The sequence below is a fragment of the Moryella indoligenes genome (assembly GCF_030812885.1).
GTDB classification, from domain to species: Bacteria; Bacillota; Clostridia; order Lachnospirales; family Lachnospiraceae; genus Moryella; species Moryella indoligenes.
This window is the reverse complement of record NZ_JAUSTO010000023.1, coordinates 1-23668: the sequence shown is the minus strand read 5'-3', so window position 1 is coordinate 23668 and position 23668 is coordinate 1. Positions and strand designations below refer to the sequence as shown.

35 protein-coding genes are annotated in these 23668 nt (G+C 46.7%); 33 read left to right on the top strand and 2 right to left on the bottom strand.

From position 1 onward, the window contains the following. Positions 1–127 precede the first annotated feature (127 nt). Complete coding sequence (locus tag J2S20_RS11345; RefSeq protein WP_307255460.1) at positions 128–688, top strand: hypothetical protein; 561 nt, start codon at positions 128–130, stop codon at positions 686–688. Positions 689–953: 265 nt separating this feature from the next. Here J2S20_RS11345 and J2S20_RS11340 read toward each other — a convergent pair whose 3' ends face one another. Next, a complete protein-coding gene (locus J2S20_RS11340; protein WP_307255459.1) occupies positions 954–1340 on the bottom strand; it encodes a type II toxin-antitoxin system HicB family antitoxin in 387 nt (128 codons plus the stop codon). Positions 1341–1370: 30 nt separating this feature from the next. Then, a complete protein-coding gene (locus tag J2S20_RS11335) occupies positions 1371–1565 on the bottom strand; it encodes a type II toxin-antitoxin system HicA family toxin (protein WP_307255458.1) in 195 nt (64 codons plus the stop codon). Between the two features lie 394 nt (positions 1566–1959). Between J2S20_RS11335 and J2S20_RS11330 the strand changes: the two genes are divergently transcribed. The 32 genes from J2S20_RS11330 to J2S20_RS11175 all read left to right on the top strand — a co-directional run. Next, entirely contained in the window at positions 1960–2460 is a 501-nt protein-coding gene (locus J2S20_RS11330; RefSeq protein WP_307255457.1) for a phosphoadenosine phosphosulfate reductase domain-containing protein, read from the top strand. Continuing rightward, positions 2378–3121 (top strand): phosphoadenosine phosphosulfate reductase domain-containing protein, encoded by a 744-nt coding sequence (locus J2S20_RS11325; RefSeq protein ID WP_307255455.1) that lies wholly within the window; start codon positions 2378–2380, stop codon positions 3119–3121. Before J2S20_RS11330 ends, J2S20_RS11325 begins: the two co-directional genes overlap by 83 nt. Beyond that, positions 3096–3389 (top strand): hypothetical protein, encoded by a 294-nt coding sequence (locus J2S20_RS11320; RefSeq protein ID WP_307255454.1) that lies wholly within the window; start codon positions 3096–3098, stop codon positions 3387–3389. The genes J2S20_RS11325 and J2S20_RS11320 overlap by 26 nt, the downstream gene beginning before the upstream one ends. 104 nt (positions 3390–3493) lie before the next feature. After that, positions 3494–3640 carry a hypothetical protein gene (locus J2S20_RS11315; RefSeq protein ID WP_307255453.1) on the top strand — a complete coding sequence of 49 codons (147 nt, stop codon included), beginning with the start codon at positions 3494–3496 and terminating at the stop codon, positions 3638–3640. A gap of 175 nt (positions 3641–3815) precedes the next feature. Continuing rightward, a complete protein-coding gene (locus tag J2S20_RS11310; RefSeq protein WP_307255451.1) occupies positions 3816–4244 on the top strand; it encodes a hypothetical protein in 429 nt (142 codons plus the stop codon). 175 nt (positions 4245–4419) lie between these two features. Continuing rightward, complete coding sequence (locus tag J2S20_RS11305; RefSeq protein WP_307255450.1) at positions 4420–4809, top strand: hypothetical protein; 390 nt, start codon at positions 4420–4422, stop codon at positions 4807–4809. Between the two features lie 107 nt (positions 4810–4916). Further along, positions 4917–5396: a phage terminase small subunit P27 family gene (locus tag J2S20_RS11300; RefSeq protein WP_307255449.1), complete on the top strand. Its 480-nt coding sequence runs from the start codon at positions 4917–4919 to the stop codon at positions 5394–5396. Further along, positions 5396–7132, top strand: a complete 1737-nt coding sequence (locus tag J2S20_RS11295; RefSeq protein ID WP_307255447.1) for a terminase large subunit — start codon at positions 5396–5398, stop codon at positions 7130–7132. Before J2S20_RS11300 ends, J2S20_RS11295 begins: the two co-directional genes overlap by 1 nt. Beyond that, positions 7133–8404 (top strand): phage portal protein, encoded by a 1272-nt coding sequence (locus tag J2S20_RS11290; protein ID WP_307255446.1) that lies wholly within the window; start codon positions 7133–7135, stop codon positions 8402–8404. Then, entirely contained in the window at positions 8401–9057 is a 657-nt protein-coding gene (locus tag J2S20_RS11285; RefSeq protein WP_307255445.1) for a head maturation protease, ClpP-related, read from the top strand. Before J2S20_RS11290 ends, J2S20_RS11285 begins: the two co-directional genes overlap by 4 nt. A gap of 13 nt (positions 9058–9070) precedes the next feature. Then, positions 9071–10192 carry a phage major capsid protein gene (locus tag J2S20_RS11280; RefSeq protein WP_307255444.1) on the top strand — a complete coding sequence of 374 codons (1122 nt, stop codon included), beginning with the start codon at positions 9071–9073 and terminating at the stop codon, positions 10190–10192. Between the two features lie 59 nt (positions 10193–10251). Continuing rightward, positions 10252–10536, top strand: coding sequence for a head-tail connector protein (locus J2S20_RS11275; protein ID WP_307255443.1), 285 nt, complete (start codon positions 10252–10254; stop codon positions 10534–10536). Then, entirely contained in the window at positions 10533–10892 is a 360-nt protein-coding gene (locus tag J2S20_RS11270; protein ID WP_307255442.1) for a phage head closure protein, read from the top strand. Before J2S20_RS11275 ends, J2S20_RS11270 begins: the two co-directional genes overlap by 4 nt. Further along, positions 10885–11313 carry an HK97 gp10 family phage protein gene (locus tag J2S20_RS11265; RefSeq protein ID WP_307255441.1) on the top strand — a complete coding sequence of 143 codons (429 nt, stop codon included), beginning with the start codon at positions 10885–10887 and terminating at the stop codon, positions 11311–11313. The genes J2S20_RS11270 and J2S20_RS11265 overlap by 8 nt, the downstream gene beginning before the upstream one ends. After that, entirely contained in the window at positions 11310–11747 is a 438-nt protein-coding gene (locus J2S20_RS11260; RefSeq protein ID WP_307255440.1) for a phage tail terminator family protein, read from the top strand. The genes J2S20_RS11265 and J2S20_RS11260 overlap by 4 nt, the downstream gene beginning before the upstream one ends. A gap of 4 nt (positions 11748–11751) precedes the next feature. Further along, the gene (locus J2S20_RS11255) at positions 11752–12867 is read left to right on the top strand and encodes a phage tail sheath subtilisin-like domain-containing protein (RefSeq protein WP_307255438.1); all 1116 of its coding nucleotides are present in this window, start codon (positions 11752–11754) and stop codon (positions 12865–12867) included. Between the two features lie 13 nt (positions 12868–12880). Continuing rightward, entirely contained in the window at positions 12881–13315 is a 435-nt protein-coding gene (locus J2S20_RS11250; protein WP_307255437.1) for a phage tail tube protein, read from the top strand. A 12-nt stretch (positions 13316–13327) separates the two neighbouring features. After that, complete coding sequence (locus J2S20_RS11245; RefSeq protein ID WP_307255436.1) at positions 13328–13777, top strand: phage tail assembly chaperone; 450 nt, start codon at positions 13328–13330, stop codon at positions 13775–13777. A gap of 159 nt (positions 13778–13936) precedes the next feature. After that, positions 13937–16108, top strand: a complete 2172-nt coding sequence (locus tag J2S20_RS11240) for a phage tail tape measure protein (RefSeq protein WP_307255435.1) — start codon at positions 13937–13939, stop codon at positions 16106–16108. After that, the gene (locus J2S20_RS11235) at positions 16092–16724 is read left to right on the top strand and encodes a LysM peptidoglycan-binding domain-containing protein (protein ID WP_307255434.1); all 633 of its coding nucleotides are present in this window, start codon (positions 16092–16094) and stop codon (positions 16722–16724) included. The genes J2S20_RS11240 and J2S20_RS11235 overlap by 17 nt, the downstream gene beginning before the upstream one ends. A 4-nt stretch (positions 16725–16728) precedes the next feature. Continuing rightward, a complete protein-coding gene (locus J2S20_RS11230; RefSeq protein WP_307255433.1) occupies positions 16729–17712 on the top strand; it encodes an XkdQ/YqbQ family protein in 984 nt (327 codons plus the stop codon). Further along, positions 17709–18029: a hypothetical protein gene (locus J2S20_RS11225; protein ID WP_307255432.1), complete on the top strand. Its 321-nt coding sequence runs from the start codon at positions 17709–17711 to the stop codon at positions 18027–18029. Before J2S20_RS11230 ends, J2S20_RS11225 begins: the two co-directional genes overlap by 4 nt. Further along, positions 18026–18442 (top strand): DUF2634 domain-containing protein, encoded by a 417-nt coding sequence (locus J2S20_RS11220; RefSeq protein WP_307255430.1) that lies wholly within the window; start codon positions 18026–18028, stop codon positions 18440–18442. Before J2S20_RS11225 ends, J2S20_RS11220 begins: the two co-directional genes overlap by 4 nt. Then, positions 18435–19496, top strand: a complete 1062-nt coding sequence (locus J2S20_RS11215) for a baseplate J/gp47 family protein (protein WP_307255429.1) — start codon at positions 18435–18437, stop codon at positions 19494–19496. Before J2S20_RS11220 ends, J2S20_RS11215 begins: the two co-directional genes overlap by 8 nt. Continuing rightward, positions 19493–20053 carry a hypothetical protein gene (locus tag J2S20_RS11210; protein ID WP_307255428.1) on the top strand — a complete coding sequence of 187 codons (561 nt, stop codon included), beginning with the start codon at positions 19493–19495 and terminating at the stop codon, positions 20051–20053. The genes J2S20_RS11215 and J2S20_RS11210 overlap by 4 nt, the downstream gene beginning before the upstream one ends. Beyond that, on the top strand, positions 20050–20652 hold the full coding sequence (locus tag J2S20_RS11205) for a hypothetical protein (protein ID WP_307255427.1): 603 nt from the start codon (positions 20050–20052) through the stop codon (positions 20650–20652). Before J2S20_RS11210 ends, J2S20_RS11205 begins: the two co-directional genes overlap by 4 nt. A gap of 389 nt (positions 20653–21041) precedes the next feature. Next, complete coding sequence (locus tag J2S20_RS11200) at positions 21042–21719, top strand: DUF4376 domain-containing protein (RefSeq protein WP_307255426.1); 678 nt, start codon at positions 21042–21044, stop codon at positions 21717–21719. Further along, positions 21716–22132 carry a putative ABC transporter permease gene (locus tag J2S20_RS11195; RefSeq protein WP_307255425.1) on the top strand — a complete coding sequence of 139 codons (417 nt, stop codon included), beginning with the start codon at positions 21716–21718 and terminating at the stop codon, positions 22130–22132. Before J2S20_RS11200 ends, J2S20_RS11195 begins: the two co-directional genes overlap by 4 nt. A 15-nt stretch (positions 22133–22147) precedes the next feature. Next, the gene (locus tag J2S20_RS11190) at positions 22148–22624 is read left to right on the top strand and encodes a hypothetical protein (RefSeq protein ID WP_307255424.1); all 477 of its coding nucleotides are present in this window, start codon (positions 22148–22150) and stop codon (positions 22622–22624) included. 13 nt (positions 22625–22637) lie between these two features. After that, positions 22638–22832 carry a hypothetical protein gene (locus J2S20_RS11185; protein ID WP_307255423.1) on the top strand — a complete coding sequence of 65 codons (195 nt, stop codon included), beginning with the start codon at positions 22638–22640 and terminating at the stop codon, positions 22830–22832. 74 nt (positions 22833–22906) lie between these two features. Then, positions 22907–23095, top strand: a complete 189-nt coding sequence (locus J2S20_RS11180) for a hypothetical protein (protein WP_307255422.1) — start codon at positions 22907–22909, stop codon at positions 23093–23095. Positions 23096–23231: 136 nt separating this feature from the next. After that, the coding region (locus J2S20_RS11175) for a lysozyme (RefSeq protein ID WP_307255421.1) at positions 23232–23668 on the top strand (437 nt) is incomplete at its 3' end.

The window sequence follows — 23668 nt, the reverse complement described above, 5'->3', positions numbered from 1 at the left end:
ACGGGGGGAAGGGATAGAGGGCAGCAGATACCACATGAAATGAAGACCAGATGGGAGAAAGAACTGTGAGTGAAGATTACATCCTGTCTCTAAGCCATCAAACAATGAACAATAGGAGGACTTAACGATGAAGTTGTTTAGAACCAATGAGATAGAAACCAATGAGTACAAAATTGGTGACGTTATCTCCTTCACTCTCACGGATGGTGAGGGAGTGGAAGCAATGGCTGTCAAGCAGGAACAGGACGGTATGCTGTTCTGCTTTGTGGACTGCTTGAAGAAAGAGTACCGCATGAACCGTAAGGCCACCAATGAGGGCGGGTACTTTGCTTCTGATCTGCGGGACATTCTCAACGGGAAAATTCTTAACAGGTTCCCGGCTGAACTGCGTAGCCGTCTGTTGTTGCTTGAGAACGGTGACCTGCTCCGACTTCCTACAGAGCGTGAGATTTTCGGAGAGAATATTTATGAGGACACTGAACCAGAGACAACCGTTCAGTGGGCGCCTATGAAGCTGCGTAGGAACCGTATTGCGTTCCGGGGAAAGAACGGTGGTTTGGAATGGTACTGGCTGATTAACAATGTAGAAGGTTTCGCTCCCATTTTTGCCGGTGTCGGCAACGGCTGTCGTGCGGGCTACTACAACGCTTCTATCTTTCTTGGTGTGCGTCCCGCTTTCAAAATCTAAAATCACACTCCCTTGTGGGGTGTGGAGGGATTTGACTATGGCATATAAGCAGAAGCGCCCGTACTTGGCGGCTATATGGTACATTTTTCGCGGGGCCGCGAAAATGGTGCAAAGGCGATGGATGTGCTGGAGAATGAGGCTGATTGAAAGGGTGATATGATGCTCAGAATGCATCATGCGAGAACGTTGACAGAAGCCAGCACTTGGGAATTTATAAAACGACAGCGGTTTTACCCGCTGCCGTATAAAGAGTCAGGCGATGAGATTAACTAAGGCGCTGGAGAATTCCTTCCTGCAAGACTTTGGAGCAATTGATCCCTCGGCGCTCCGCGAGGTTAGACATCCATGCCGGGAGAGAGACATTCTTCCGGACGGCGCGGGTATCGGTCTCAGCGCGGTAAGCAAGAGTATCGATGCGAATTAGGGAGAAGCTCCCGGGATATGCATCACGGATGGACTCCTGCGAAGAAGCCTCAGGTATCGGATCTTCGTGATCCTCGGCAGTTATAAGCCATCCACTGGCAGCATCGGTGATTGCCTCAATCGCATCGTTTAAGTCCTTCCCGGTAGTAATGCAGCCCGGAAGATCCGGGATGCGAGCATATACTTTAGAATCTTCTTCGGTAAATACGGCAGTGTAAATATATTTCATAATCTCCTCCTTTGTGGGGGAGCAGAGGCGCTAGCCCCTCTCCCGCTGGTTATGATTGATCTCTTTTTGGATGTACCGCAGGTCGCCTTCGTCAAAGTCATGTCGCTTTAGCGGTATTGAGCATCGAAGCTTTGCATTGTAAAAGATATCATGCTTCTTTCCGTTTCGCTCAAAGGCGTATCCATTGGATTCTAAAACTTTGATTGCCTGATCTCTGGGTTTCATGTTCACCTCCATTTGTTGATTTAATTATACACAATATTATGTAAAAAGTCAACGGCATTGCGCAATATTACTTAATATAAAAAGGAGTAGAATGAGAATTTATTTGAGTGGTCCGATCAGTGGACACGATGATTTTATGAAAGAATTTCAAAGAAAAGCTTGAAAGGTTGCAGGAATGATATTGATGCCGTGGAAAAAAGATGTGCCTGTTGAATCTTATGTCTTTATGGATTCAACTCCGTGTGTATCTTGCGTACATGAATGCGTTTGTAGGTATAAATCGGACATGTTAAGCCTGCGTAATGGTGTATGTGAGCTGATGCGTTGCACAAATTATGAGAAATTCAGACCGTTTGTTACTTGTGATGAATATGTAGAGAAGGAGGTGTTGTAAATGAGTGAACCAAAACACACTATCTCCGACTTGTATCAAATGCAGTCAGTGCCGCTTTCGATTAAAATTCGTATGACAGAGGATCGTATTCGTGGCTGGATTAACGAATATGGAGAATCCGGAGTTTATGTCAGTTTCTCCGGCGGTAAAGACAGTACAGTGTTACTCGATATTGTCCGTAAGCTTTATCCCGATGTGTTGGCAGTTTATGTCGATACCGGGTTGGAATATCCCGAAATCCGAGAGTTCGTAAAGAGCTTTAATAACGTGGAATGGCTCAAACCGAAGAAAAACTTCCGACAGGTCATTACCGAATATGGCTATCCTTTTATTTCTAAGGAGGTCTCCGATAAAGTGCAAGGCGCAAGGCGTTATCTCAAGTCGGTTCGAGAGAGAGAGACCGATTTATGCACCGTTCATGGCAGACCTGTTGGGCATAGACAGGAGAATCAACAAAGAGAATCCCGATTATCAAGCACTTCTGATGGGGACTATCCCTAGCAAACCCAAGGGTGATTCACGGTATCGGCAAGTCATAGGAACGTATCAGAACAAGGACGGCAGCACAAGCAAATATTGTCTGACTAAGTACCAGTTTTTCCTTGACGCACCGTTTGAGATTTCAGCTAAGTGTTGCAACGCAATGAAGAAAGCACCTGTACACGCTTTCGGGAGAAAGACAGGAAGAAAACCTATGACTGCACAGATGGCAAGTGAAAGCCGTCTGCGGACTGCACAGTGGCTTAAAAACGGTTGCAATGGTTTTCACATGACCTCTCCTATCTCCAATCCTATGAGCTTTTGGACTGAACAGGACGTGCTTCTCTATATCAAAGAACATAACCTTCCTATCTGTTCTGTGTATGGGGAAATTATAGAGGTCGAGGGTAAATCTGCACCTGTGAAAGACGCTGACATGATGGAACTTTTCGACCTTGATAAACCATTTCTCAAAACCACAGGCTGTGACAGAACCGGGTGTATGTTCTGCGGATATGGTTGCCACCTTGAAAAGCCGGGCGAAGGACGATTTCTCCGAATGAAAGAAACTCACCCAAAACAGTATGACTACATCATGCGTTCTACTGATAAGGGAGGTCTCAACTACAAAGAAGTCATTGATTGGATAAACGAAAATGGAGGTTTTCACATTGAGTATTGACACCATTAAGAAAAAGGTTGAGGAACTTTCCGACCTTCAAAAGAATGGAAAGCCCGGGTATTCCTGTGGCTGGATAGACGCTTGTGGACTGATCCTTGCAATGCTGGATAAGGAGGAAATCGACACCAAGGAACAGCTCAAGGCTCGTATTGCTGAGAGCGCAATCAAGGTATCTACCGTCAAAGCTCCGCACACCTACATGAAAGCTGTCGGCACGAGGGAGCTTGAGAAAATTCTTGAGGAGGAATTTAAGCATGGCACAAAGTAACGAAGTAAACACTGTCACTCTGTCAAGGGGTCATTCTTTTGGATTCGCCTCTATTCAATCCGAACTGTCAGATCTCATTGATTTGGCTATCACTCTGTTGGAAGGTGACAAGTAATGCAATCGATCAGGAAACATTGTTTGTTGGTGGAACAGACAAAGAATGTGATAACGATATAATGATTTTTAAGTATAACACAGTTAAAGAAGCAAAAGAGGCTGCAAAAGCGCTTTTGGAGGTAATACGGAAATGAACCAAGAAGGATATCGCGACCCTACAGCCGATACAGCTGTAAAACGGGCCTCCAATCCACCAGAGCACGTGCTTCTCTTTCTGCGCTGCGTATGGGCCCTGGCTAACGTTTTTGGCCTGACAGTGCTAGAACGGCTACACGTTCGGGATAAAAATACGTGGAAGGAGTGGAAGTAATGAAAGCAAAGCAGTATCTTAGGAGTCTGCGCCTGCTGGACATCTCCATCAACCAAAAGATCAAAGAGATGGAGGGCTTAGAGCGCAGCCGGGTAAGCCTTGGCAGTATGGACTACTCCCGGGACAGGGTGCAGACATCACCGGAGCCGGATGCATCGTACACTCACGTAGTAGATCACATAGCAGACTTGCAAGCTGAGATCAACCGTGAGATCGACCGATATGTTGATCGGAAACACAAAATCATAAATCAGATTCAGGGACTGGAGGATCGCAGATATGTGGATGTACTGTACAAAAGGTATGTCGAGTGGAAGAGGATGGAGGAGATTGCATATCTTATGGGCTACAATTTCAAATACACTTTGCAATTGCACGCCGAAGCATTGACAAAATTTGAAGAAATATATGGAACAAATATGGAGTAGTTCTGTGATATTATGGCATTATGAAAAAGTAAGGTACAACACTTTCTCATATCCGATACCCTCCTATCATATCCCCGGCAGTCTCGCAGCTGTCGGGGAAAACTATGTTAGGGGATTTTAAAATAAAACAATCAGACGTTCCCATGTGGAGCGTCTTTTTATATAGGGGGACGCGATGCTTTGGAGGAGATGTCCGCACTGTGGAAAAAGAACCCCGGTGGGAGAAAAATGCGAGTGTGGGTATAAGCGAGAATATTTTAAACGGGGGGATGTGTATGCCCGATATAAAACAGGTCGCTGGAAAAAACTCAGAGCTACTGTTATGTCTCTTTACTCAGGATTAGACCCGTGGGCTTTAGCACATGGCAGAGTAGAGGCAGCAGACACAGCACACCATATCATACCAGCTGACGAGGACGGATCTCTTTTCTACAGCTTAGACAATGTGATTCCTTTATCAAGAGACAGTCATGCAGAAGTGCATGCTTTGTACAGGAGAAGTGACAAAGACAAGAAAGACACGCAGGAGGCGCTCAAGAGGTTGCGGAAGCGTGTGACGGTATAGGGGAAGGGGGCATTAAAAAGTATTGAGCATTTCACCAGAGACCGCCGCCCCCGCTTTCATTTTACAGATTTCTAAAAAGCATCCCCAAATGGGAGAAAGGAGCAGACATGGGAAGACCTAGAAAAGTTATATCTTTGCAGACCGGTCATATCAAAAGTGATGTCCGGGCGAAGAGAGAATATGAAGAATCTCTTGTGAAGACAGACAGGGATGAACTTGAAAACATCCCGACTGCTCTCTTTTTAGATGCCGTTGCAAAAAATGAGTATGAGAGAGTTTTGCAAAACCTGAAATCAATAAATATCATCGGGAATCTTGACCGGGATAATATGATCGTTTATGCAAATGCCTACTCAACATACATGATGGCCTGTAAGGAAATCAAGAAAAAGGATTTTGAACCAGTTGTTTTTACGGCGACTGGGAAGAAACCAAACCCGATATACCAGATCATGGATCAAGCAAAAAGGCAGATGGATACGGCAGGCAATGCGCTAGGGATGTCGGCTGGCTCGAGGCTAAAACTCGCAGCTGAAAAAGCAAAAGGACAGGAAGAGGAACTTTTGCAAATGTTTGGAGATATCTGATGAATTGCAAGGAGGTAATAAAAAAATATGCGAAGGACTGTATTTGCGGAAAGATACCCTCCGGGCAAAAGCATAAATGGGCTTGTCAGAGGTTCCTAAACGATCTTGACCAGATAGGCAATCCGGACTTTCCTTATATCTGGGATGAAGAACGGGCAAAGAAAATCGTTATATGGTTTTCGTTGTTGAGGCATTCAAAGGGGAAACTTTCCGGGACGCCGATCAATCTGACGCCGTGGCAGATGTTCAGAGAGTGTCAGATCTACGGATGGCGGCATCGGGAGACTGGGTACAAACGGTTTAAAAAATCGTTTACGGAAGTAGCAAGAAAGAATGCAAAGTCTCAGATGGAGGCGGGAGAAGCCCTGAACGAAATCAGCGAGCAGGCCACACGAAACGGTGAGAGCTACGAGGTTTATACTGCTGGTACAAAAAGAGACCAGTCAAAAATTGTTTTTGAAGAGTGCGATCTGATGACTAGAGGGACGCTGATCCGGTCAAAGTTCCGATTCAATCGAGATAAGATCGTACATCTGAAAACAGGCTCTTTTATCAGAGCTTTGTCAAAGGACGATGGCAAAACAGGAGACGGCACCAACCCGGCGTTGCTGATACTTGACGAGTACCACCAGCACCCAACAACAGATTTTTATGATCTGGGCCTCGGTTCTAACACAAAAGAACCAATGCTGACTATCATCACGACGGCAGGAAAAGACCTGACATATCCCTGTTATACACAGGAGTATGATTATTGTTCTAAGGTATTGAACCCGGATGTGGATGTAAGCAATGATGAATACTTCATAGATATCTGTGAGGCTGACCCCGGGGATGACCCGGGAGCGCTGGAGACCTGGCAGAAAGCAAATCCGATCAGAGCATTTTTCGATGAAGGCATCAAGAAAATATCGGAAGACTATGAAATAGCAAAACAAATTCCGGAGAAAATGATTGCCTTCTTGACAAAGGTGCTGAATATCTGGGTATCCTCTGCCGAAAACGGCTACATGGATATGCAGAAATGGAAGGCTTGTGAGGTCAAGGAGCTTCCGATCGAGTTGGATCATCGTCCGGTATATGTCGGCTTTGATATGTCATCGAAAATTGACTTGACGTCTGTAGCCTTTGTAGTGCCTTTCCAGACAGAAATCCGCGATAGCATGGGGAAGCTGGTTGTTAAATACATACTATGGACGCATAGTTTTATCCCGTCTGTTGAAAAAATGCGAGAGCATATCATCAAGGATAAGGTACCCTATGATGCGTGGGAGCGGCTAGGTTTCCTGACGGTGACGCACACTCCAATCGTCGATCAGAATGCAGTTATGAAATACGTACTGGATGAGTGCGAGCGGCTACATCTTGATATCCAGTGCCTATGCTTTGACCCGGCGAATGCTTCAAAATTGATGATGGATTTATCGGATGAAGGCTACGACGTAGAGGAAGTGTATCAGAGCCATAAGAGCCTTAATGAATCTACGCAGGGATTCCGCGAGCAGGTGTATTGCGGAAATATTATTTATCTGCGAAATCCATTGTTGAATTATTCCATGTCGAATGCGGTTATCCGGACAAATAACGGACTAATTAAAATTGACAAGGATGCCACTACAAAACGGATTGACCCGGTAGATGCTACGCTGGGTGCCTTCAAGCTTGCGCTTTATCATGATTTTGGAGCTGAAAATTACGGAGCTTATGTTGAATCTTTCTTAGAGGAGTTTGCATAAATGGGATTTATGAAGAAACTAATGAATGTCTTCACAGAGGAAGAACCTGTTGACCTTGCAAGTGAAAAGCTGTTGCAATGGCTCGGGGTTGATTCTGAGAAGCCAAAAGCATTGTCTGAGACAACGTACTACACATGTCTAAAGGTACTGTCTGAGACGATGGGAAAACTCCCCCTGAAACTTTATCAGGAAGATAAGGCTGGGGGGAGGGTGAGAGCACCCACCGACAAGGATATGGATGTGCTGTTGACCCGGCCGAACCCGGCGATGACCCCGGCGACATTTTGGGGGACTATGGAAGCAAACTGCCAGCACTATGGAAACGCCTATGCTTGGATACAAAGGCAGTTGGTGAGAACCGGAAAATACGGCGGCAAGTATAAGGTGCTCGGCTACTGGCCTATGCAGTCCGATCGTGTGACAGTGTACATGGATGATGTGGGGATTTTCGGGAATAAGGGAAATTTATATTATAAATATAATGATCCCAAAAGCGAGGAAGAGTATGTTTTTCGTTATGATTCAGTTCTGCACATCAAAACATGGCTTACATGGGACGGAGTGCTCGGACGTTCTGTGCAGGATATTCTGAAGACCACTATCACTGGAGCTGGGTACTCACAGAAGTATCTTGAAAAGCTATATGAAAGTGGTCTTACAGCGTCTAGCGTTTTGCAGTACACGGGCGACTTGGAAGAGAAACTGCGGAGGAAGTTGCAGGACAAGTACAATTCCCTGTTGTCCGGAGCGAAAAACGCGGGAAAGGTCGTGGCGCTGCCGGTCGGAATGACATTGTCGCCGCTGACTTACAAACTTACTGACGCACAGTTTCTTGAACTGAAGAAGTACTCTGCTCTTCAGATCGCAGCAGCCTTCGGGGTAAAGCCAAACCAAATAAATGACTATGAGAAGTCCAGCTATGCGAACAGCGAATCGCAACAGCTGGCTTTTTTAGTGGACACAATGGTTTATCGGCTTGCTCAGTATGAGCAGGAAATTAACTACAAGTGCTTGACGGATGAACAGCGATCTGCGGGATATCTTTTCAAATTCAATGAGAAGGTTTTGCTCCGTGCGGATGCAGAGACACAAATGAAAACCATCACATCAGCGATTCAGAATGGTGTGTATACACCAAATGAAGGACGGCATTTTCTTGATCTCCCGTCTCAGGACGGAGGGGACGTTTTGATTGTCAACGGAAATTATGTGCCGTTGACGGATGTGGGGGCAGCTTATAAACGATCAGGGGAAGGGGGTAAAAACGAATGATCTTAAAAATCAATGGAGACATTGTAAGTAACGATTGGAAGATGATCTATGACTGGTTCGGCATTGATTGTACAGTCCCTAAAGATGTGGTTACGGCGCTGGAGAAGCTTCCGAAGGGCGACCGCTTGCAGGTAAAAATCAATTCCGGAGGAGGAGATGTACTTGCGGGGCAGGAAATCTATTCCATGCTGAGAGCCCGAAACGATATTGATATCGAGGTGGAATCTCTTGCCGCAAGCGCGGCATCTGTGATTGCCATGGCAGGACATAGCACAATTAGTCCAGTGGGAATGATCATGATTCACGATGTATCCATCCGTGGCGCTTCTGGAAATCACAACGAAATCCAGAAGCAGGCAGAAATCTTGCAGCAGTGGGATGAAGCCCTTGCTGGAGCTTACGTTGCAAAGACGGGAAAGACAAAAGAAGAGATCATTGAAATGATGGAGCAGGAAACCTGGCTGACGGCTGAAAGAGCTGTTGAGCTGGGTTTTATTGATTCTATCAGCAATGGAAGCTCTGCCGTGGCGACAAATGCCATGGGCGGCCTGAAGGTGACTGATGAAATGGTGGCTCAGTATAAGGCTGCTATGCAGGCTAAGGAAGACGAAAAAAACAATATTTTAAAAGACCTCGACAAATTCGGGGCATGAAAGGATGAAAGATATGAAGAAGAAATTACAGGAGCTTCTCAATGTAATCAATGCGAAGAAGGCAGAAGTAATCAATTTAGTAAACGAAGGAAAGCTCGACGAGGCGAAGGCTGCAAAGGAAGAGCTTGTAAACATGCAGGAAGAGTACGACCTCTTGAATGATCTGGGGGATGCGGCACCGGTTAATGTTCTGAGTGGAGCATCGCCGGTGGAGCCGGTTGACGCTGTACATGAGTTCGCGGAGGCTGCCCGACATGGTTTTTATACCAACACCATGACCGAGGGGACAAAGGCCGACGGAGGTTATACTGTCCCGGAAGACATCAGAACCAAGATTAACAAGTACAAGGAGGCAAAGGCGAAGCTTGAAGACCTTGTAGATGTTGAGCCGGTATCTACGGCCTCCGGCCGCAGAACATTCCAGAAGAAGGCACAGCATACAGGATTTGCTGCGGTCTCTGAGAGCGGCAAGATCACGGCGGCCAAAACTCCGCAGTTTGAGATTCTCGAGTATGCCATTAAGAAGTATGCTGGATATCTCCCGGTGACTAATGAACTTCTGGCTGATTCCGATGCAAACATTACGAATTACCTTGTCAAATGGTTGGGTGATGAGGATATTGCAACAAGGAATGCGCAGATTCTTGCAGCCCTTACGGCATCGACTCCGACTGATCTGAAGAATCTTGATGGAATCAAGAAGGCGATCAACGTTACTCTGGGCTCTGCTTATGCCGGCAGTGTGAGAATTGTAACCAACGATGATGGTCTGAACTACCTTGACACCCTCAAGGATGGTCAGAATCGTTATATGCTCACTCCGGATGCACAGAACCCGATGCAGATGGTGCTTGCTGTGGGGGCAAGGAAGATTCCGGTTGAGGTTGTACCGAACGATGTCCTGAAGACGAAGACAACCAAGATTCCGTTCAAGATCGGAGATTTCAAGGAGGCTGTTAAGATTTTTGATCGTCAGAAGCTCTCTGTTATGACTTCCAGTGTTGCGGCCGTCGGTGAACTGAACGCTTTCGAGCAGGACCTTACCCTTTTCCGTGGCATCGAGAGAATGGATGTCAAGGTGAAAGATAAGAATGCTTTCGTTGACGGATTCATTGATACATCTGTGGCTGGCTGATGATAACGGTATCCCCGGGGATTTCCCCGGGGAGCTTTGTTGAAGGGGGGGGGTAAGAAATGACGTTACAGGAAGTTAAAGACTACCTCCGTGTGGATTGTGACGATGACGATGCTCTGATAGAAAAACTTATTGCGGCAGCGAAGGAATATATTGTTTCTGCTGTCGGAGCTTATGATGAAGCAGACAGCACGGCAAAAATCCTTTTAGCTGCGATTGTGCAGGATATGTATGACAATCGTGAGCTGATGCAATCTGAGCAGCAGATCAAGCGCAGGATTGAGTATCTATATCAGAGCATGATCTTGCAGTTGCAGCTGAAGCATGAGGGGGCGAGCAGATGAACCTGAAAGGCGTTAACCCTGGGCGTTTGAATCGTCGCGTCATCATCATGCGATATCAGGAAACAGAGGATAGTCTCGGAAATACAGTTTATAAGATTGCACCCTTAAAAAAGGTGTGGGCTGAAATTAGACCGATCAGAGGCAAGGAGCAGCTTGAATACTACAAAGACACTAACTCAGTAAGCTATAAAATCACAATCCGAAGTACAGATGTGACTGAGAAGGACGTCCTAAAGTATAAAGATCGGCAGTTCCAAATCAACTATATTCTAAATCCTTTAGAAGCCAGTTACTATTTGGAACTTTTCTGCACGGAGAGCAAAGATCATGCCGTAGGAGAGGTGGATAATGGGTGATTTTACTGTAAAGCTCAGCGGACTAAAAGAGCTGAGCGATGATATGGAAAAGCTCATTTCACATTACCCGGATGAAGTGAATAAAAGCATGAAAAAGGCTGCACGTGAATGGAAAAAAGACTGTGACGCAAAAATGCCCGATAGTTATGGCACCGGAAAAGGGCATATCAAAAAGAACTGGAAGACCGAGACGGAAAAAGGAGATCTTGGTGTCATAACAAAAGTCAGTGTTTCTAACCAGGGGGCGCATTTTCATTGGGTGGAAAATGGTCACAGAAAATTTGATTTTCATGGTCACGACACCGGAGGTTTTGTGCCGGGCAAGCACTATGCAGAGAAGACCCGAGCGGAGTACGAGACAAAATTTCCGGAGATGATTCAAGCAACAGCTGACAGACTGCTGAAAGGATCAAATCTATGATAAAGTACAGCGATTTAATAGCTCGCATCAATGCTGTGCTGAGAACAGAATATCCAAATATCAAGAGGTACGGTAATGACACCGTGGACAAGGCAGCGCCACCGTATTTTTTTGTTGAGTGTATTCCGACTGGAATAAACCGGCAGTCAAAAAACTGGATGCACAAGCAGTGCACCATGAAAATCACTTACGTGCAGCGGAGAGCAGATAACGCAGACGCACTTGAAAAAATCGAACGGATTTGCGATCTACTCGGTATGGTACTGACGGTTAAAGACCGGAAATTGCGGGTGATTGATTACGAACATGATTGCGTGGGAGAGAACAACAACATCCCGCAAATCTCTTTCCGGCTTGACTGGTGGGAGAACACGGAGACGCACAGCGGTGAAATGATCGAGCACGTGCATACAGGATATGCGCAGAAAGGATGAGTAAATGGGAAAATTAACATCCCCTAGTATTTCAATTACGTTTGTTGAGCAGGGGGCGAGTGCTGTTCAGAGAGGGGCACGCGGAATCGTTGCTCTGGTACTGAAGGATACAAAACAGCAGTCTTTCAAGGTGTATGGGATCAGTGATATCCCGGATACGGGCTTAACGGCTGATAACGTACAGTACATCAAAGATGCGCTGGTAGGATACACCACGGCGCCGAAGTATGTAAGTGTGTATGTGATGAAGACAGCCACGGATATGGCAGCGGAATATACAGCCATGGAAAAGTTTTACGAGACAGAGAAATTTAATTACATGGCAATCCCGACAGTGGAGACAGACCACAAGACCAGTGATATTGCAAACTGGATCAAGGGATTGCGTGCAAAAGATGTCCTTGTTAAGGCTGTGCTGCCGAATGCTGAGAGTTCAGACAACGAAGGCGTGATCAGTTGGACTTCTATTCTTACCAGAAAAGGAAAGCCGCTGACACCGGAGAAGACCACACCGCGAATTGCTGGACTGCTGGCAGGAACCGGGATGCGGGTGTCGGCTACTTATGCTCCTCTGCGTGACTTTGAGGATGTCAACCGTCTTACAAAGGAAGAGCGCGATGCGGCGGTCGGTGCTGGAGAGCTGATTGCTTACTGGGATGGCGAGAAGGTGAAACTGAGCCGTGCAGTTAACTCTTTTGTCGCGACTACAGCTGATAAGCTTGATAGTTTCAAGAAGATCAGACTTGTGGAAGCAATGGATATGATGAAAGACGATATCCGGAAGACTATCGAGGACGGCTACATCGGCAAGTATGCAAACAGCTACGACAACAAGTGCTTGCTGCTGACGGCCGTCAATGGATATTTCAAGGGCCTGATTCGTGATGAAGTCCTATCGGCCGGAGAGTGTGAAATTGATGCGGCTGCTGTGAAGGATTGGCTTGTGTCGAATGGGAAAAAGGTTGTTTATGAAAGCGGCACCGGCGTAGTAACAAAAGAGGTCAAAGATGCTTCCGACAATGAAATCAAGATGGCAGACACCGGATCACATGTTTTCTTGAAGGCTGTCGTTTCTCTTCTTGATGCAATCGAAGATGTGACGCTGAACATCAGCATTTAAGGAGGATCATATTATGAAGGAATTTATTTCTAATCAGGTTATTAACGGTACTTTCGGTGAAATGTGGTTTGATGATGATTATGTCGGCGAGGTGGAATCCTGCAAGGGTGAAGTAAACATTACCTATAGCGATGTTGCTATGTGCCGCAGGTTGATCGCCGGTAAGAAAATGTCAAAGCTTGAGGGAAAGGGCAGTTTTAAACTGCACCATGTCCGGACGAACATTACAAAGAAGCTTTCTGATGCGGTAAAGAAGGGGAAGACCCCTAGCTTTAAGATCATATCAAAGCTTGATGATCCGGATGCGTTGGGCGCGGAGCGTGTAGTCTACTATAACTGCAAGCTTGACAAGGCCATCCTGATGGACTTTGAGAACGGAAAGAACGGAGAGGAATCTTATAACTTCACCTTCGAGGATTGGGATCTTCTCGATGTGATTAACGCATAAGGGGGAAATAAAATGAGTGATTTAACACTTGCTGCGCGGTTGATGAAACTGGACAGGGACAAACTGAAGGAAATCCCTACAGAAAAAGTACGGGCTGATCGCCTGTCCAAAATCGCGGGGGAATATATTGAGATTACAATCAAGGCCCTGTCAGGGAATGCCTGGACAAATCTGATGAGTGGCTCCTATGACAAGAAAGGCAACTTTGATGTCGAGAGGGCTTATGAGGCTAAAGCCATGATTGTTGTTGCTGGCTGTGTAGAGCCCAATCTCAAGGATCATGATCTGATGGAGTACTACGGGGCTGCAACTCCGAAGGATTTAGCAAAGACCCTTTTCCCGGGTGGAGAGCTGATGGACATTGCTAACCGGATCGGGATGCTCTCCGGCTACATCGAATCTGATGACGAGGAGGAAAACAGCTCTGATGATGGGCTGGACTATGAAAGTGTAAAAAACTGATAGCGACCGATGAGGATTTTCAAGCGATGTATCTTCTTTTTGTTAATCATCATTGGTCGCCAACAGAATATTTTGATGCGCATGAATCGGATAAAATTCTGATTCGTGCGTTTTTGCGTAAGCAAGCAGAAGACGCGGAAAAAGAGAGGGAGGAGTTGAATGGCTAAGCGGACAACAGATGTTGAATTTAAGTTTGTTGACAACTTCACTGCCTCTTTTAAGGCTACGATCGAAACGCTGAAATCTGGGAGCAAAGCTGCTGATCGTGCGTGGAAAGGCGTGCAAAAAGGCGGAGAATCAATTTCTAAATTTGGCACACGGTTGACGGCTGGGGTAACTGTTCCGCTGGTAGGATTGGGTGTCGCCGGAGTTAAGTCTTTTGGAGAAGTAGATAAAACTCTGCGGCTTGTACAGCAGACCATGGGGAGCACGGAAGATGAGGCAAAGCTGCTTGAGAACTCAATCAAGACGGCAGCGTCAAACTCTGTTTTTGGTATGCAGGACGCGGCAGATGCTTCGCTGAATTTTGCGAGACAGGGTTTTGCGGCTGCCGAGGCTGCAAACATGCTGACCCCGGCCATGGATTTGGCCGCAGGCACGGCGACTGATCTTTCCACAATTACCGGAGGTCTCGGAAATACCTTAAAAGCATTCGGCGCGGGTTCCGAAGAGGCGGCTCACTACTCCGACATGATGGCAAAAGCACAAGCGCAGGCCAACACTACGGTAGAGGGACTGTTTGAAGCCATGTCCATAGCCGGATCAACGGCAAAAACGGTCGGCTGGGATTTTTCGGATTTGGCAGTGCTGACGGGCGTCTTTGGTGATCATAGTATATCAGCTTCAGAGGGTGCTACGGCACTTAACACCGGTCTGATGAGACTTGCCTCTCCGGCAAAAGAAGGCTCAGATTGGCTGGAAAGGCTGGGAATAAATGTTTTTGATTCTAACGGCAAACTCAAGTCCATGTCTGACACAATGGAAGTCTTACAGGAAGGATTTGCGGGGCTTTCTGATCAGGAGCAGCTTGCAGCTGCGTCTGCGATTTTTGGAAAAAATCAGGCGGCAAAGTGGGTGACTTTAATTAACGGCCCCGGAGGGCAAGCCCTTGAAAATCTGAAAGCTGGAATTGAGGGGGCAGAGGGAGCCTCACACGGAATGGCTGATGCCCTGATGTCCGGAACTGGTGGCTCAATTGAAAAACTCAAATCGTCTTTTGACGTTTTCAAGTTTTCAGCTGGTGCAGCGCTGGGGGAGGCCGTTACACCGTTCATTGAAAAGCTTACTGATTTGATAGATAAATTTAACCAGATGGACCCGGAACAGCGAAAACAAATTGTGAAATGGGCTGCTATGGCTGCCGCCGCAGGCCCGGCGATTATGATCTTTGGAAATCTTGTAACCGGGGTGGGTACTCTGGGGCGTGGCTTTAATGCTTTTGCTGGTTTTTTGACCAAAGCAAGCAGGGGGTTCAAAGCCATGAGCGGCGGAGCGAAGCTTCTCCGTGGAGGGATTGCAGCTTTTACTTCTCCTCTGGGGCTGGTGATTGCTGGAATAGCGCTGCTGATCGTAGTGGTGCTGGCCGTAAAAAAACACTTTGATGTTTTCAAAAAGGGGTTGTCTGGCTCCTCTAAATCCATGGACCATCTCAAGGTTAAAGTCGAGGATACCAAAGAAAAACTAGGAGCAATGAAAGAGAAATTAGCTCCGGTAGCAGATTTTCTCGGGATAGTCTTAGCTGGCGCAGCTGGTGCGGCGGTCGGCGGCCTGATGGGATTGCTGGACGGAGCCATTACTGTAGTGGATGGAGTACTCGGCGTTTTCAGCGGTTTGATAGATTTTATAACCGGAGTTTTTACCGGAGACTGGGATAAAGCATGGAGCGGTGTGCTGGGAATTTTCACCGGCATTACCGATGTAATAATGGGAATTATTAACGGAATAACCGGGGCTCTTGGAGGAATTATCAGCGGGATCGGCAAACTGGTCGGGGTTTCAGAAGACGGCAAAGTCACTGAGCTCCCGGGCTCGAAGCACGAGCGGGTGCATACTAGAGCGAGAGGGGATGTTAGCTGGCGCGGCGGCATTGTTCAGGTGCATGAGCGCGGCGGAGAGATTATCGACCTTCCTCACGGTTCACGTATCTATCCTCATGACGTGTCTATGCAAATGACAAAAAGCGGCGGCAACGTCACTATAGCAAAGATAGCCGATCAAGTGGTTGTAAGGGAGCAGGCCGACATTGATAGACTTGCTGAGGCGATGGTCAGAAAGGTAAAAGCAGCAAAATTCAATCGAGGAGGTGTGACGCCAGATGCAGCTATGGCTTAAAAAGTTCAGATTTCCTGTGCTTCCCTCGGAGTATCACGTCACATCTTCACGAGGGATAGAAACGGTCAACATTAATGCTTTGGGTGAAATCGGGCTTGCAGGGGGAAGGTCGCTGAAAACAGTGACCTTTTCCTCTTTTTTTCCTAAGAGATACGATTCAGGGTACTGCGAGTACAGCAACTTGAAATCCCCGCAGAAATGCGTGAAGGAAGTTGAACGAATTAAAAACGGTGGGCCGGTAAAAGTTATCATCACCGGAACCCCGGTAAATTTTAAATGCAGGGTGGAATCTTTTGAGTGGTCGGAACAGGATGGCACCGGAGATATCTATTTTTCGATCACACTCAAAGAACACAGAAAAGTAAGTGCCGGGCAATCCAAAGTTGTGACGCTGGAACAGCAAACGCCTGCGCCGGAAGCAGAAGCCCCGCAGCGGGAGGCGGCGCAATCTCCTCCGAAGACGTATACCGTACAGCGTGGCGATTGTCTGAGCAGTATAGCAAGGAAATTAACGGGCTCAGCAGACTGGCACCCTTTGTACGAAGCAAACCGCGAGGCTATCGGCTCAAATCCGAACAAAATAGCAGACGGTTTGGTGTTAACGATTCCGGGGTGAGGCTATGATCAAACTGATAAAACAAAACGGCACGATTTACGATATATCAAAAGTTTGCGCTCGCTATACGTGGAGCGGATCGTCTTCTCAGGCTGCCCGTGCTTTTTCTTTTGATTATCTGAATGCTCCGTATGATAAAACGGTGCAGCTCCCGGCGGTAGAGACTGGAGATTTTATAAGCTTTGAATATGGTGCAGAGGGAGAAGTATTTTACGGTCAGATTTTCGGGATTGAAAGATCAAGCCAGATAGGAACTATCACTTTTACGGCCTATGATGCTATGAAGCACTTCCTCGAATCAACAGGACAGTACAACTTTAAAAATATTACAGCCGAAGCAATCACGCTGCAGGTTTGTGCAGATGTACAGATCCCGGTGCGCTGGTTGTACCCGACCGGCGTTGTGATTAAATCCATGATCTGTAATGAAATGTCTCTGTATGACATCATCATGGCAGCATACACGAAAGCTCATCGGATCACCGGAGACAAATACTTTCCGATGATCTACAAACACGGCCTTGGTGTATACAAAGCAGAGTGGATAGTATCGGGTTTCACGCTGTCGGATAAAAATAATATTTTCAATTCCGACATCACAGAAACCATGAATTCCATCAAAAACCAGATAAAAATCTATGACGACAAAGGGAATCAGGTCGGTGAGGTAAAGAACGACGGGAGCATCTCAAAGTTCGGTATTTTTTCAGAAGCCTACACTCAGGAAGAAGGCATAGACCCACAGACGGGAGCGAAAAGCAAGATTCATGTGCTGCCAAAGCAGGAAATCAAGATTTCAGCGCTGGGGGATATCAACTGCTTGTCGTGCTACTTTGTGACCATTACAGACGGAGCCACGGGGTTGTCCGGCCGATACTGGATTACATCAGATACACATACATGGGAAAACGGTGTACACAAAATGGATTTGTCGCTGCGGTTTGACAGTCTGATGGATGAAAGAGAAGCAGAGGAGGAAAAGGCATGAGCTGGGCGGATGACTTTGCGGGGATGATGGGGAGGCCGGAAAGCACGGGGGCGCAGTTGGCAGAAATGATGGGCCCGAACACTTGCAAAATAGGAAACTTGCAGTTGACTGCTGAAGATCTTCTTTTCGATGATCGACTGCTGCACCCTACGGCGACGGGAGTGGCAGGATATTGCCCGGAAAATGCGAGCTTACAGGACAAATCAGCATACCTCCCGGCGCTGAAAGCTGGTGACAAGGTAGCAGTAATCCCGATCAAAGAGCCGGAGGGGACAGTGTCAAAGTATTTAGTCCTAGGAAGGATGGTGAAGGGGTGAATATTTTACCTTCTTTTTTACAGTTGGGCGCAGACAAAATTCAGACAAGAGCAGAAAAAGTCATACCGAAAGAGTACGGAATTGATTTTTCGACCGGACAGATGACGGGAAAAGTCGTTGAAGGTATTGAGGCCGTCAAGGTCTGGATATGGTTATGTCTGCATACTGAAAGATACCGATATCCGATCTACTCATGGGACTACGGAACGTCACTTGAGCAGTACATCGGGCAGTCCCTATCAGAAGAGTTCATTAATACCGACTGTGAAGATGAAATTGCAGAGGCTATGCTCATCAATCCGTATATCTCAGAGATAAGGGATTTTAAGGCAGAGTTGACAGGAGATCAGCTGCACATATCTTTTGCAGCAGTCACAGACTTTGGAAAAATAGAGGTAGATACAGATGTATGAGGATAAAACTTACTATCAGATGCTGGCGGACATGACATCAGAGGTCGGGGACGATGTGCAGAAGGGAGCAGGAAGTCTTGTTTTTAACTCTCTCTCAGTGCTGGCTTATGAGCTGGAAAAGCTATATATCCATCTGAACTATGTCAAAAACCAGGGACATGCTGACACAGCAGATATAGAATATCTGTCAGAGATTACAGCCGATCGTAACGTTTTCAGGAGGATGGCTACGCATGCGTTTGTCAGGGGCGTGTTTAATGTGGAGGTTCCGATTGGAGCGCGTTTTAATTTGAAGGGATTTAATTACAAAGTATCCGAGCACCTATCAGGCTATGAATATAGCCTTGAGGTTGAGGAGACCGGCGCGGGTGCAAACTCTCTGACCGGAGAGCTGACACCGATAACCTATGTGGAGGGGCTTGAAAGCGCAAGGGTGACTGAGCTTTTAATAGCAGGCTCAGAGGATGAAAACAGAGAAAGCTTATATAAAAGGTACATCGACAGTTTTAAAGAGCAAGCTTTTGATGGAAACATTACAGCATATAAAATGGCTGCCACTGCTACGGCAGGCGTTGGCGGGTGCAAGGTGTACCGCGCGGCAGCGGGCCCTGGCACTGTAAAGCTGGTTGTGATTTCCTCCGATAGTGGCACAGTGAGTGAATACCTGCTCAATCAAATTAGGAAAGCTGCCGTTCCGGATGAGGGCAGCGGCTACGGCTGGGCCCCTCTCGATCATGTGGTCACAATCGAAAGCGTCAAAGCTGTGCCGGTTACAGTTTCAACCAAAATCACATACCGGAGCGGATATAGTGCCGATATGCTCGGCGCTACAATCAAGGATAAAATCAGTCAGTATATCAAAAGTATTGCGGCTGAGTGGGCAAGCGGAACAGAAAACGACAAATCCATCGTATATATTTCCCGTCTTGAGGCTGCCGTTCTTGATGTGCGTGGAGTGCTTGATATCTCGGACACTACTCTGAACGGAGCTCCTGAAAACCTTACGATTGAAAGTGATAGCATACCGACTGCCGGGGAGGTGACGTTGACATGATGGTAGAGACCGCGCGTTACCTTCCGGCGCATATCTATAATTTGGCAGAGTACAAAGTCATCACAAGAATTTATGACAAGTACCTAAAAATTGCATGGGAAGATATCAACAAAGCCTTGAAAGACTGCCGCGACGACACGATGAGCATAGAAGAGTGTGAATATTGGGAGAGAATTTTAAAAATTCAACTCACCTCCGGCGATTCCCTGGATGATCGCATTCGTCGTATCAAGGGGTATAAAATGTCAAATCTTCCTTATGTGAAGCAAAAGTTAATTGATTTGCTCACCGTGGTGTGTGGAAGCAAAGATCTTTTTGATTTGAAGGTCAGCCCAGAAACATCAACGATTGTATGTGATATAAAACTCGCGTCTGTTCCTATGCAGGGGATTATCAATGATTTAATCAATCGAATGTCTCCGGCCACAATGGGAATCACAGTGAATGTTATATATAACCGCTGGAAAAACTTTCATCGATATAAGTGGAGTGAGCTTGGTGATGTCACGTATTTGCAGGCAAAAGCCGATCCTAAATATCAGAAAGGAATAATATGAAACAATCAACAAACTATAGTTTTAACAAGCCCGAAGACGGGGTTGATTTTATCGAAGCGCAGCCTTTTAGTGAAAATTTTGAAGCTATAGACGGCCTGATCAAAGCTTTGTCTGATGAAAAAACCAACTCCGACGGTGGAGAAGCAGCGGAACACATAGTAACATTCGGAGCAGCTTCGGGGATCACCAGTTTTCAGAGCTTTCTTGACACTGTAAAATCAGGGGGAAAAATCGGCGAGTTCTTCCGAAACTTCAAAGCCGGAATGAAGTATGTCCTTGACCAGGGAAAGCTTGTGAATAACTGTGTGAGCACGTCTACCACACTGCCGCTCGCAGCGTCGCAGGGAAAGGTTTTGCAAGATCAGATTACTACGTTAAATAGTAAGTTGAATGTAAAAGAAATTTCCGGCGTTGTGGAGAGCAGTTCGTTCTATGTTTTTTACACGATGGAAGAATTAACACTAGGAACTGTAAAAATACCACGATATGCGCGAGGGATTTATATTGGATACGAAACAAATGCAGCGATTTTAGCTGTTGATTACAGTGGAAAGCTTTACCACGCATACCGCTCTGCAGGTGTTTGGAAATCAATATAAAAATTTACAGATTTTTAATGGGATACGCCATGAGCCTTACCATAATATCGTCCGCATCATTAGTATCCTTGTAGATCCCATTCAAGTAGTATGTCCCTCCGTTTGTGATCCCCGTTACGGTTTGAACCGCATGCTCCGAGGAGTGGTTAATGAAAAGATTCGAATTTGGCATTCCAGATATAGTGCCTATCGACACGCCCAGCGGCTTGTTTTTGCTATATCCTATCCTGCCCATAATGATATAAACCCCTGCCGGTAAACTAAAAGACAAGTACTGTGACCATACATTTTTCGTAAAAGTTATGTGTTTTTCGGCACGTATAGTCCCGGACATATAAACTCTCAAATTGCCATTTCATTTAGATTGCCTTCTAAGAAAGGGGTAGATCATGGAAAAAATTATAATAAAAAATAATGATTATAATATTACAGACATCCGTCCATCAATCCACTCTGTAATACAGATCACTTTTGCAGATGAAGTCCCGGAAGAGTACGGAGACATCGATGTGTACACCGCCGGAGGCGTGCAGTCAGCGCACCTGCCTGGATTTGCAACAGTTTACAGGAGAGATGATAAAACTGTGTGGCTGTCAAATGATGGGAGCGTCTATACTCCCCCTGAGACTTCACAGGCGACGCAGGAAGAGCTCTATACACCATCACTTGAGGAAGTACAGGCTATGAAGCTGCAAGAGGTAAATGGGGCTTGTACAGAGCTCATACAGAGGGGCATAGACGTAGGAGGTGAGCACTACAGCTTGACAGAGATTGACCAGCTAAATCTTTTCGGGCTGCGGGCACAGATCATCTCCGGAGCACAGACTGTCCCCTATCATGCTGATGGAAAGCTTTGCAGGTTTTACACAATAGAAGAGATCGCGCCGGTGATCGAGGCTGCCATGAAACTGGTGACATATCACACGACATACTGCAACTCGATGCACGCGTGGATTAAGGACTGCGAGGATGTCGAGACTGTCAGAGCCATCCAGTACGGGGCCCCCATTCCGGAGCAGTATCAGAGTGATGTGCTGAAAGGATATCTTGCAGGAGCGGCATCATGAGGCACTGGGTAAAGCACTTAATCCTGATGATGATCGGGGGAGCCTTGTATGTTCTTCTTGAGCTGCTGTGGAGAGGATATAGCCACTGGACAATGTTCTTTCTCGGCGGGACGTGCTTTGTAGTGCTCGGGCTGTTGAATGAGGTCATCCCGTGGGAAGTTCCCTTGTGGAGACAAGCCTTGCTCGGAACCGTGATCGTCACGGCTGCGGAATTTATGACAGGCTGTGTGGTGAATCTCTGGTTTGGATGGCAAGTATGGAACTATAGCCACATGCCCGGGAACATTTTGGGGCAGATATGTCTATTGTATACACTTTTATGGATACCGGTATCAGTCATGGGGATAATCCTCGATGATTGGCTCCGGTATCTTCTTTTTGGGGAAGAAAGGCCACACTACAAACTGAAATGAGGAGGATAGCCATGTATGGTGGCAATAAACGGGCTTTTGGAGCTTAAAGACATCGAAACACTTTTATCCGCAGGGGGCTGGCTGCTTTTACTAACGCTCACTGCAATTCAAAAAGTTGCTCCGGCGGGTAAAAAGCCATGGACGGCCATTGCAAAGATGCTGGGTGCTGAGATCAACCGAGAGATGATCACTGCACAGGGGAAACTTTCAGATCAGATCGAAAGCGTCCGGGGGGAAATAAAGTCAGTCAAGCATGAAGTCGGAGAAGACCGGGCTATAACCGCAAGGGTAAGGATTCTGATTTTTGCTGACGAATTGCTGGAGGGCCGCAGGCACAGCAAAGATCGTTTCGATCAAGTGCTGGTTGACATAGACAACTATGAGAAATACTGCGCTACGCATCCAGAGTTTAAAAACAATCAAACCTGTTCAACCGTCGCTCACATACGGAAAAAATATTGTGAGAGACTTGAAAAAAGAGATTTTTTATAAGGAGGAAAAAGAGATGAAATTTGAAGACATCGCAAGAAAGCTAACCAGTAGAAAGCTGTGGGTCGCAGTCGCGGGGCTGGTGTCCGGAATCATGATCTATCGCGGCGCCGGTCAGAGTGAGGCCGCACAGGTCTCTGCCCTGATTCTTCAGGGTGCATCTGTGATCGCATACTGCATCGGAGAGGGGCTTGCAGACAGCGCGCGTTGAGAGGAGGTGATCCTCATATCTCGGTGCCATCACCGTTATGATGGCTCATATCATATCTTAAGGAGGAAAGAAGTATGAAGCACATGAACGAAAACTATGCAGAGATGAACAAGGGTTATGTTGACGCAGGTCCGGCGGTCGGCAAGGAGGGGCTCGGAGTAGACCCGAAGGGTAAGCGTAAGATTGAGACTGACGCTGTGGAGCCCGGTCATGCAAACCAGTATCAGGGACATGTTGATGCTGGGCCGGGCAAGGATATGTAACATCAAATGAGCCGTCCTTCGGGGCGGCTTTTTCTTTGTATTCAAGGGAATGGCATTTTCTTTGATTATGGGAATTCTTATTAAAAGAAATTGCGTTTTTCTTTAATAAGGAAATTTTAATTAAAGGAGACTTTCAATGCACATATCAGAAAAGGGGCTTGCTCTGATAAAGAGCTTTGAGGGCTGCCGGTTGAAGGCCTACCAGTGTGCTGCCGGTGTCTGGTCTATCGGCTACGGGACGACTTCTGCCGACAGGGAGATCACAGGCACAGATATTACTCCGGGGATGCAGATCACGCAGGTGCAGGCTGATGGATGGCTTGCGCAGTCCATCGCTGCAAAGTATGAGCCCAAAGTCAATAAATACGACAGCGCCTATCACTGGACGCAGTCAGAGTTTGATGCACTGGTGAGCTATGCCTACAATATCGGCTCCATCAAAGGGCTGGTGGCTGACGGAAGACGCACCCGGAAGGAGATTATTGCTGACTGGCCAACGCATGACCGAGCGGGCGGCAGACATATAGCGGGGCTCAAGCGGCGCAGGCTTGCAGAACTTGAGCTTTTCTTACA

What these genes read in the sequence shown, in the direction of transcription:
- J2S20_RS11345 (WP_307255460.1), top strand. Translation starts at nt 128, where the DNA reads ATGAAGTTGTTTAGAACCAATGAGATAGAAACCAATGAGTACAAAATT.
- J2S20_RS11340 (WP_307255459.1), bottom strand. Translation starts at nt 1,340, where the DNA reads ATGAAATATATTTACACTGCCGTATTTACCGAAGAAGATTCTAAAGTA.
- J2S20_RS11335 (WP_307255458.1), bottom strand. Translation starts at nt 1,565, where the DNA reads ATGAAACCCAGAGATCAGGCAATCAAAGTTTTAGAATCCAATGGATAC.
- J2S20_RS11330 (WP_307255457.1), top strand. Translation starts at nt 1,960, where the DNA reads ATGAGTGAACCAAAACACACTATCTCCGACTTGTATCAAATGCAGTCA.
- J2S20_RS11325 (WP_307255455.1), top strand. Translation starts at nt 2,378, where the DNA reads ATGGCAGACCTGTTGGGCATAGACAGGAGAATCAACAAAGAGAATCCC.
- J2S20_RS11320 (WP_307255454.1), top strand. Translation starts at nt 3,096, where the DNA reads ATGGAGGTTTTCACATTGAGTATTGACACCATTAAGAAAAAGGTTGAG.
- J2S20_RS11310 (WP_307255451.1), top strand. Translation starts at nt 3,816, where the DNA reads ATGAAAGCAAAGCAGTATCTTAGGAGTCTGCGCCTGCTGGACATCTCC.
- J2S20_RS11305 (WP_307255450.1), top strand. Translation starts at nt 4,420, where the DNA reads ATGCTTTGGAGGAGATGTCCGCACTGTGGAAAAAGAACCCCGGTGGGA.
- J2S20_RS11300 (WP_307255449.1), top strand. Translation starts at nt 4,917, where the DNA reads ATGGGAAGACCTAGAAAAGTTATATCTTTGCAGACCGGTCATATCAAA.
- J2S20_RS11295 (WP_307255447.1), top strand. Translation starts at nt 5,396, where the DNA reads ATGAATTGCAAGGAGGTAATAAAAAAATATGCGAAGGACTGTATTTGC.
- J2S20_RS11290 (WP_307255446.1), top strand. Translation starts at nt 7,133, where the DNA reads ATGGGATTTATGAAGAAACTAATGAATGTCTTCACAGAGGAAGAACCT.
- J2S20_RS11285 (WP_307255445.1), top strand. Translation starts at nt 8,401, where the DNA reads ATGATCTTAAAAATCAATGGAGACATTGTAAGTAACGATTGGAAGATG.
- J2S20_RS11280 (WP_307255444.1), top strand. Translation starts at nt 9,071, where the DNA reads ATGAAGAAGAAATTACAGGAGCTTCTCAATGTAATCAATGCGAAGAAG.
- J2S20_RS11275 (WP_307255443.1), top strand. Translation starts at nt 10,252, where the DNA reads ATGACGTTACAGGAAGTTAAAGACTACCTCCGTGTGGATTGTGACGAT.
- J2S20_RS11270 (WP_307255442.1), top strand. Translation starts at nt 10,533, where the DNA reads ATGAACCTGAAAGGCGTTAACCCTGGGCGTTTGAATCGTCGCGTCATC.
- J2S20_RS11265 (WP_307255441.1), top strand. Translation starts at nt 10,885, where the DNA reads ATGGGTGATTTTACTGTAAAGCTCAGCGGACTAAAAGAGCTGAGCGAT.
- J2S20_RS11260 (WP_307255440.1), top strand. Translation starts at nt 11,310, where the DNA reads ATGATAAAGTACAGCGATTTAATAGCTCGCATCAATGCTGTGCTGAGA.
- J2S20_RS11255 (WP_307255438.1), top strand. Translation starts at nt 11,752, where the DNA reads ATGGGAAAATTAACATCCCCTAGTATTTCAATTACGTTTGTTGAGCAG.
- J2S20_RS11250 (WP_307255437.1), top strand. Translation starts at nt 12,881, where the DNA reads ATGAAGGAATTTATTTCTAATCAGGTTATTAACGGTACTTTCGGTGAA.
- J2S20_RS11245 (WP_307255436.1), top strand. Translation starts at nt 13,328, where the DNA reads ATGAGTGATTTAACACTTGCTGCGCGGTTGATGAAACTGGACAGGGAC.
- J2S20_RS11240 (WP_307255435.1), top strand. Translation starts at nt 13,937, where the DNA reads ATGGCTAAGCGGACAACAGATGTTGAATTTAAGTTTGTTGACAACTTC.
- J2S20_RS11235 (WP_307255434.1), top strand. Translation starts at nt 16,092, where the DNA reads ATGCAGCTATGGCTTAAAAAGTTCAGATTTCCTGTGCTTCCCTCGGAG.
- J2S20_RS11230 (WP_307255433.1), top strand. Translation starts at nt 16,729, where the DNA reads ATGATCAAACTGATAAAACAAAACGGCACGATTTACGATATATCAAAA.
- J2S20_RS11225 (WP_307255432.1), top strand. Translation starts at nt 17,709, where the DNA reads ATGAGCTGGGCGGATGACTTTGCGGGGATGATGGGGAGGCCGGAAAGC.
- J2S20_RS11215 (WP_307255429.1), top strand. Translation starts at nt 18,435, where the DNA reads ATGTATGAGGATAAAACTTACTATCAGATGCTGGCGGACATGACATCA.
- J2S20_RS11210 (WP_307255428.1), top strand. Translation starts at nt 19,493, where the DNA reads ATGATGGTAGAGACCGCGCGTTACCTTCCGGCGCATATCTATAATTTG.
- J2S20_RS11205 (WP_307255427.1), top strand. Translation starts at nt 20,050, where the DNA reads ATGAAACAATCAACAAACTATAGTTTTAACAAGCCCGAAGACGGGGTT.
- J2S20_RS11200 (WP_307255426.1), top strand. Translation starts at nt 21,042, where the DNA reads ATGGAAAAAATTATAATAAAAAATAATGATTATAATATTACAGACATC.
- J2S20_RS11195 (WP_307255425.1), top strand. Translation starts at nt 21,716, where the DNA reads ATGAGGCACTGGGTAAAGCACTTAATCCTGATGATGATCGGGGGAGCC.
- J2S20_RS11190 (WP_307255424.1), top strand. Translation starts at nt 22,148, where the DNA reads ATGGTGGCAATAAACGGGCTTTTGGAGCTTAAAGACATCGAAACACTT.
- J2S20_RS11185 (WP_307255423.1), top strand. Translation starts at nt 22,638, where the DNA reads ATGAAATTTGAAGACATCGCAAGAAAGCTAACCAGTAGAAAGCTGTGG.
- J2S20_RS11180 (WP_307255422.1), top strand. Translation starts at nt 22,907, where the DNA reads ATGAAGCACATGAACGAAAACTATGCAGAGATGAACAAGGGTTATGTT.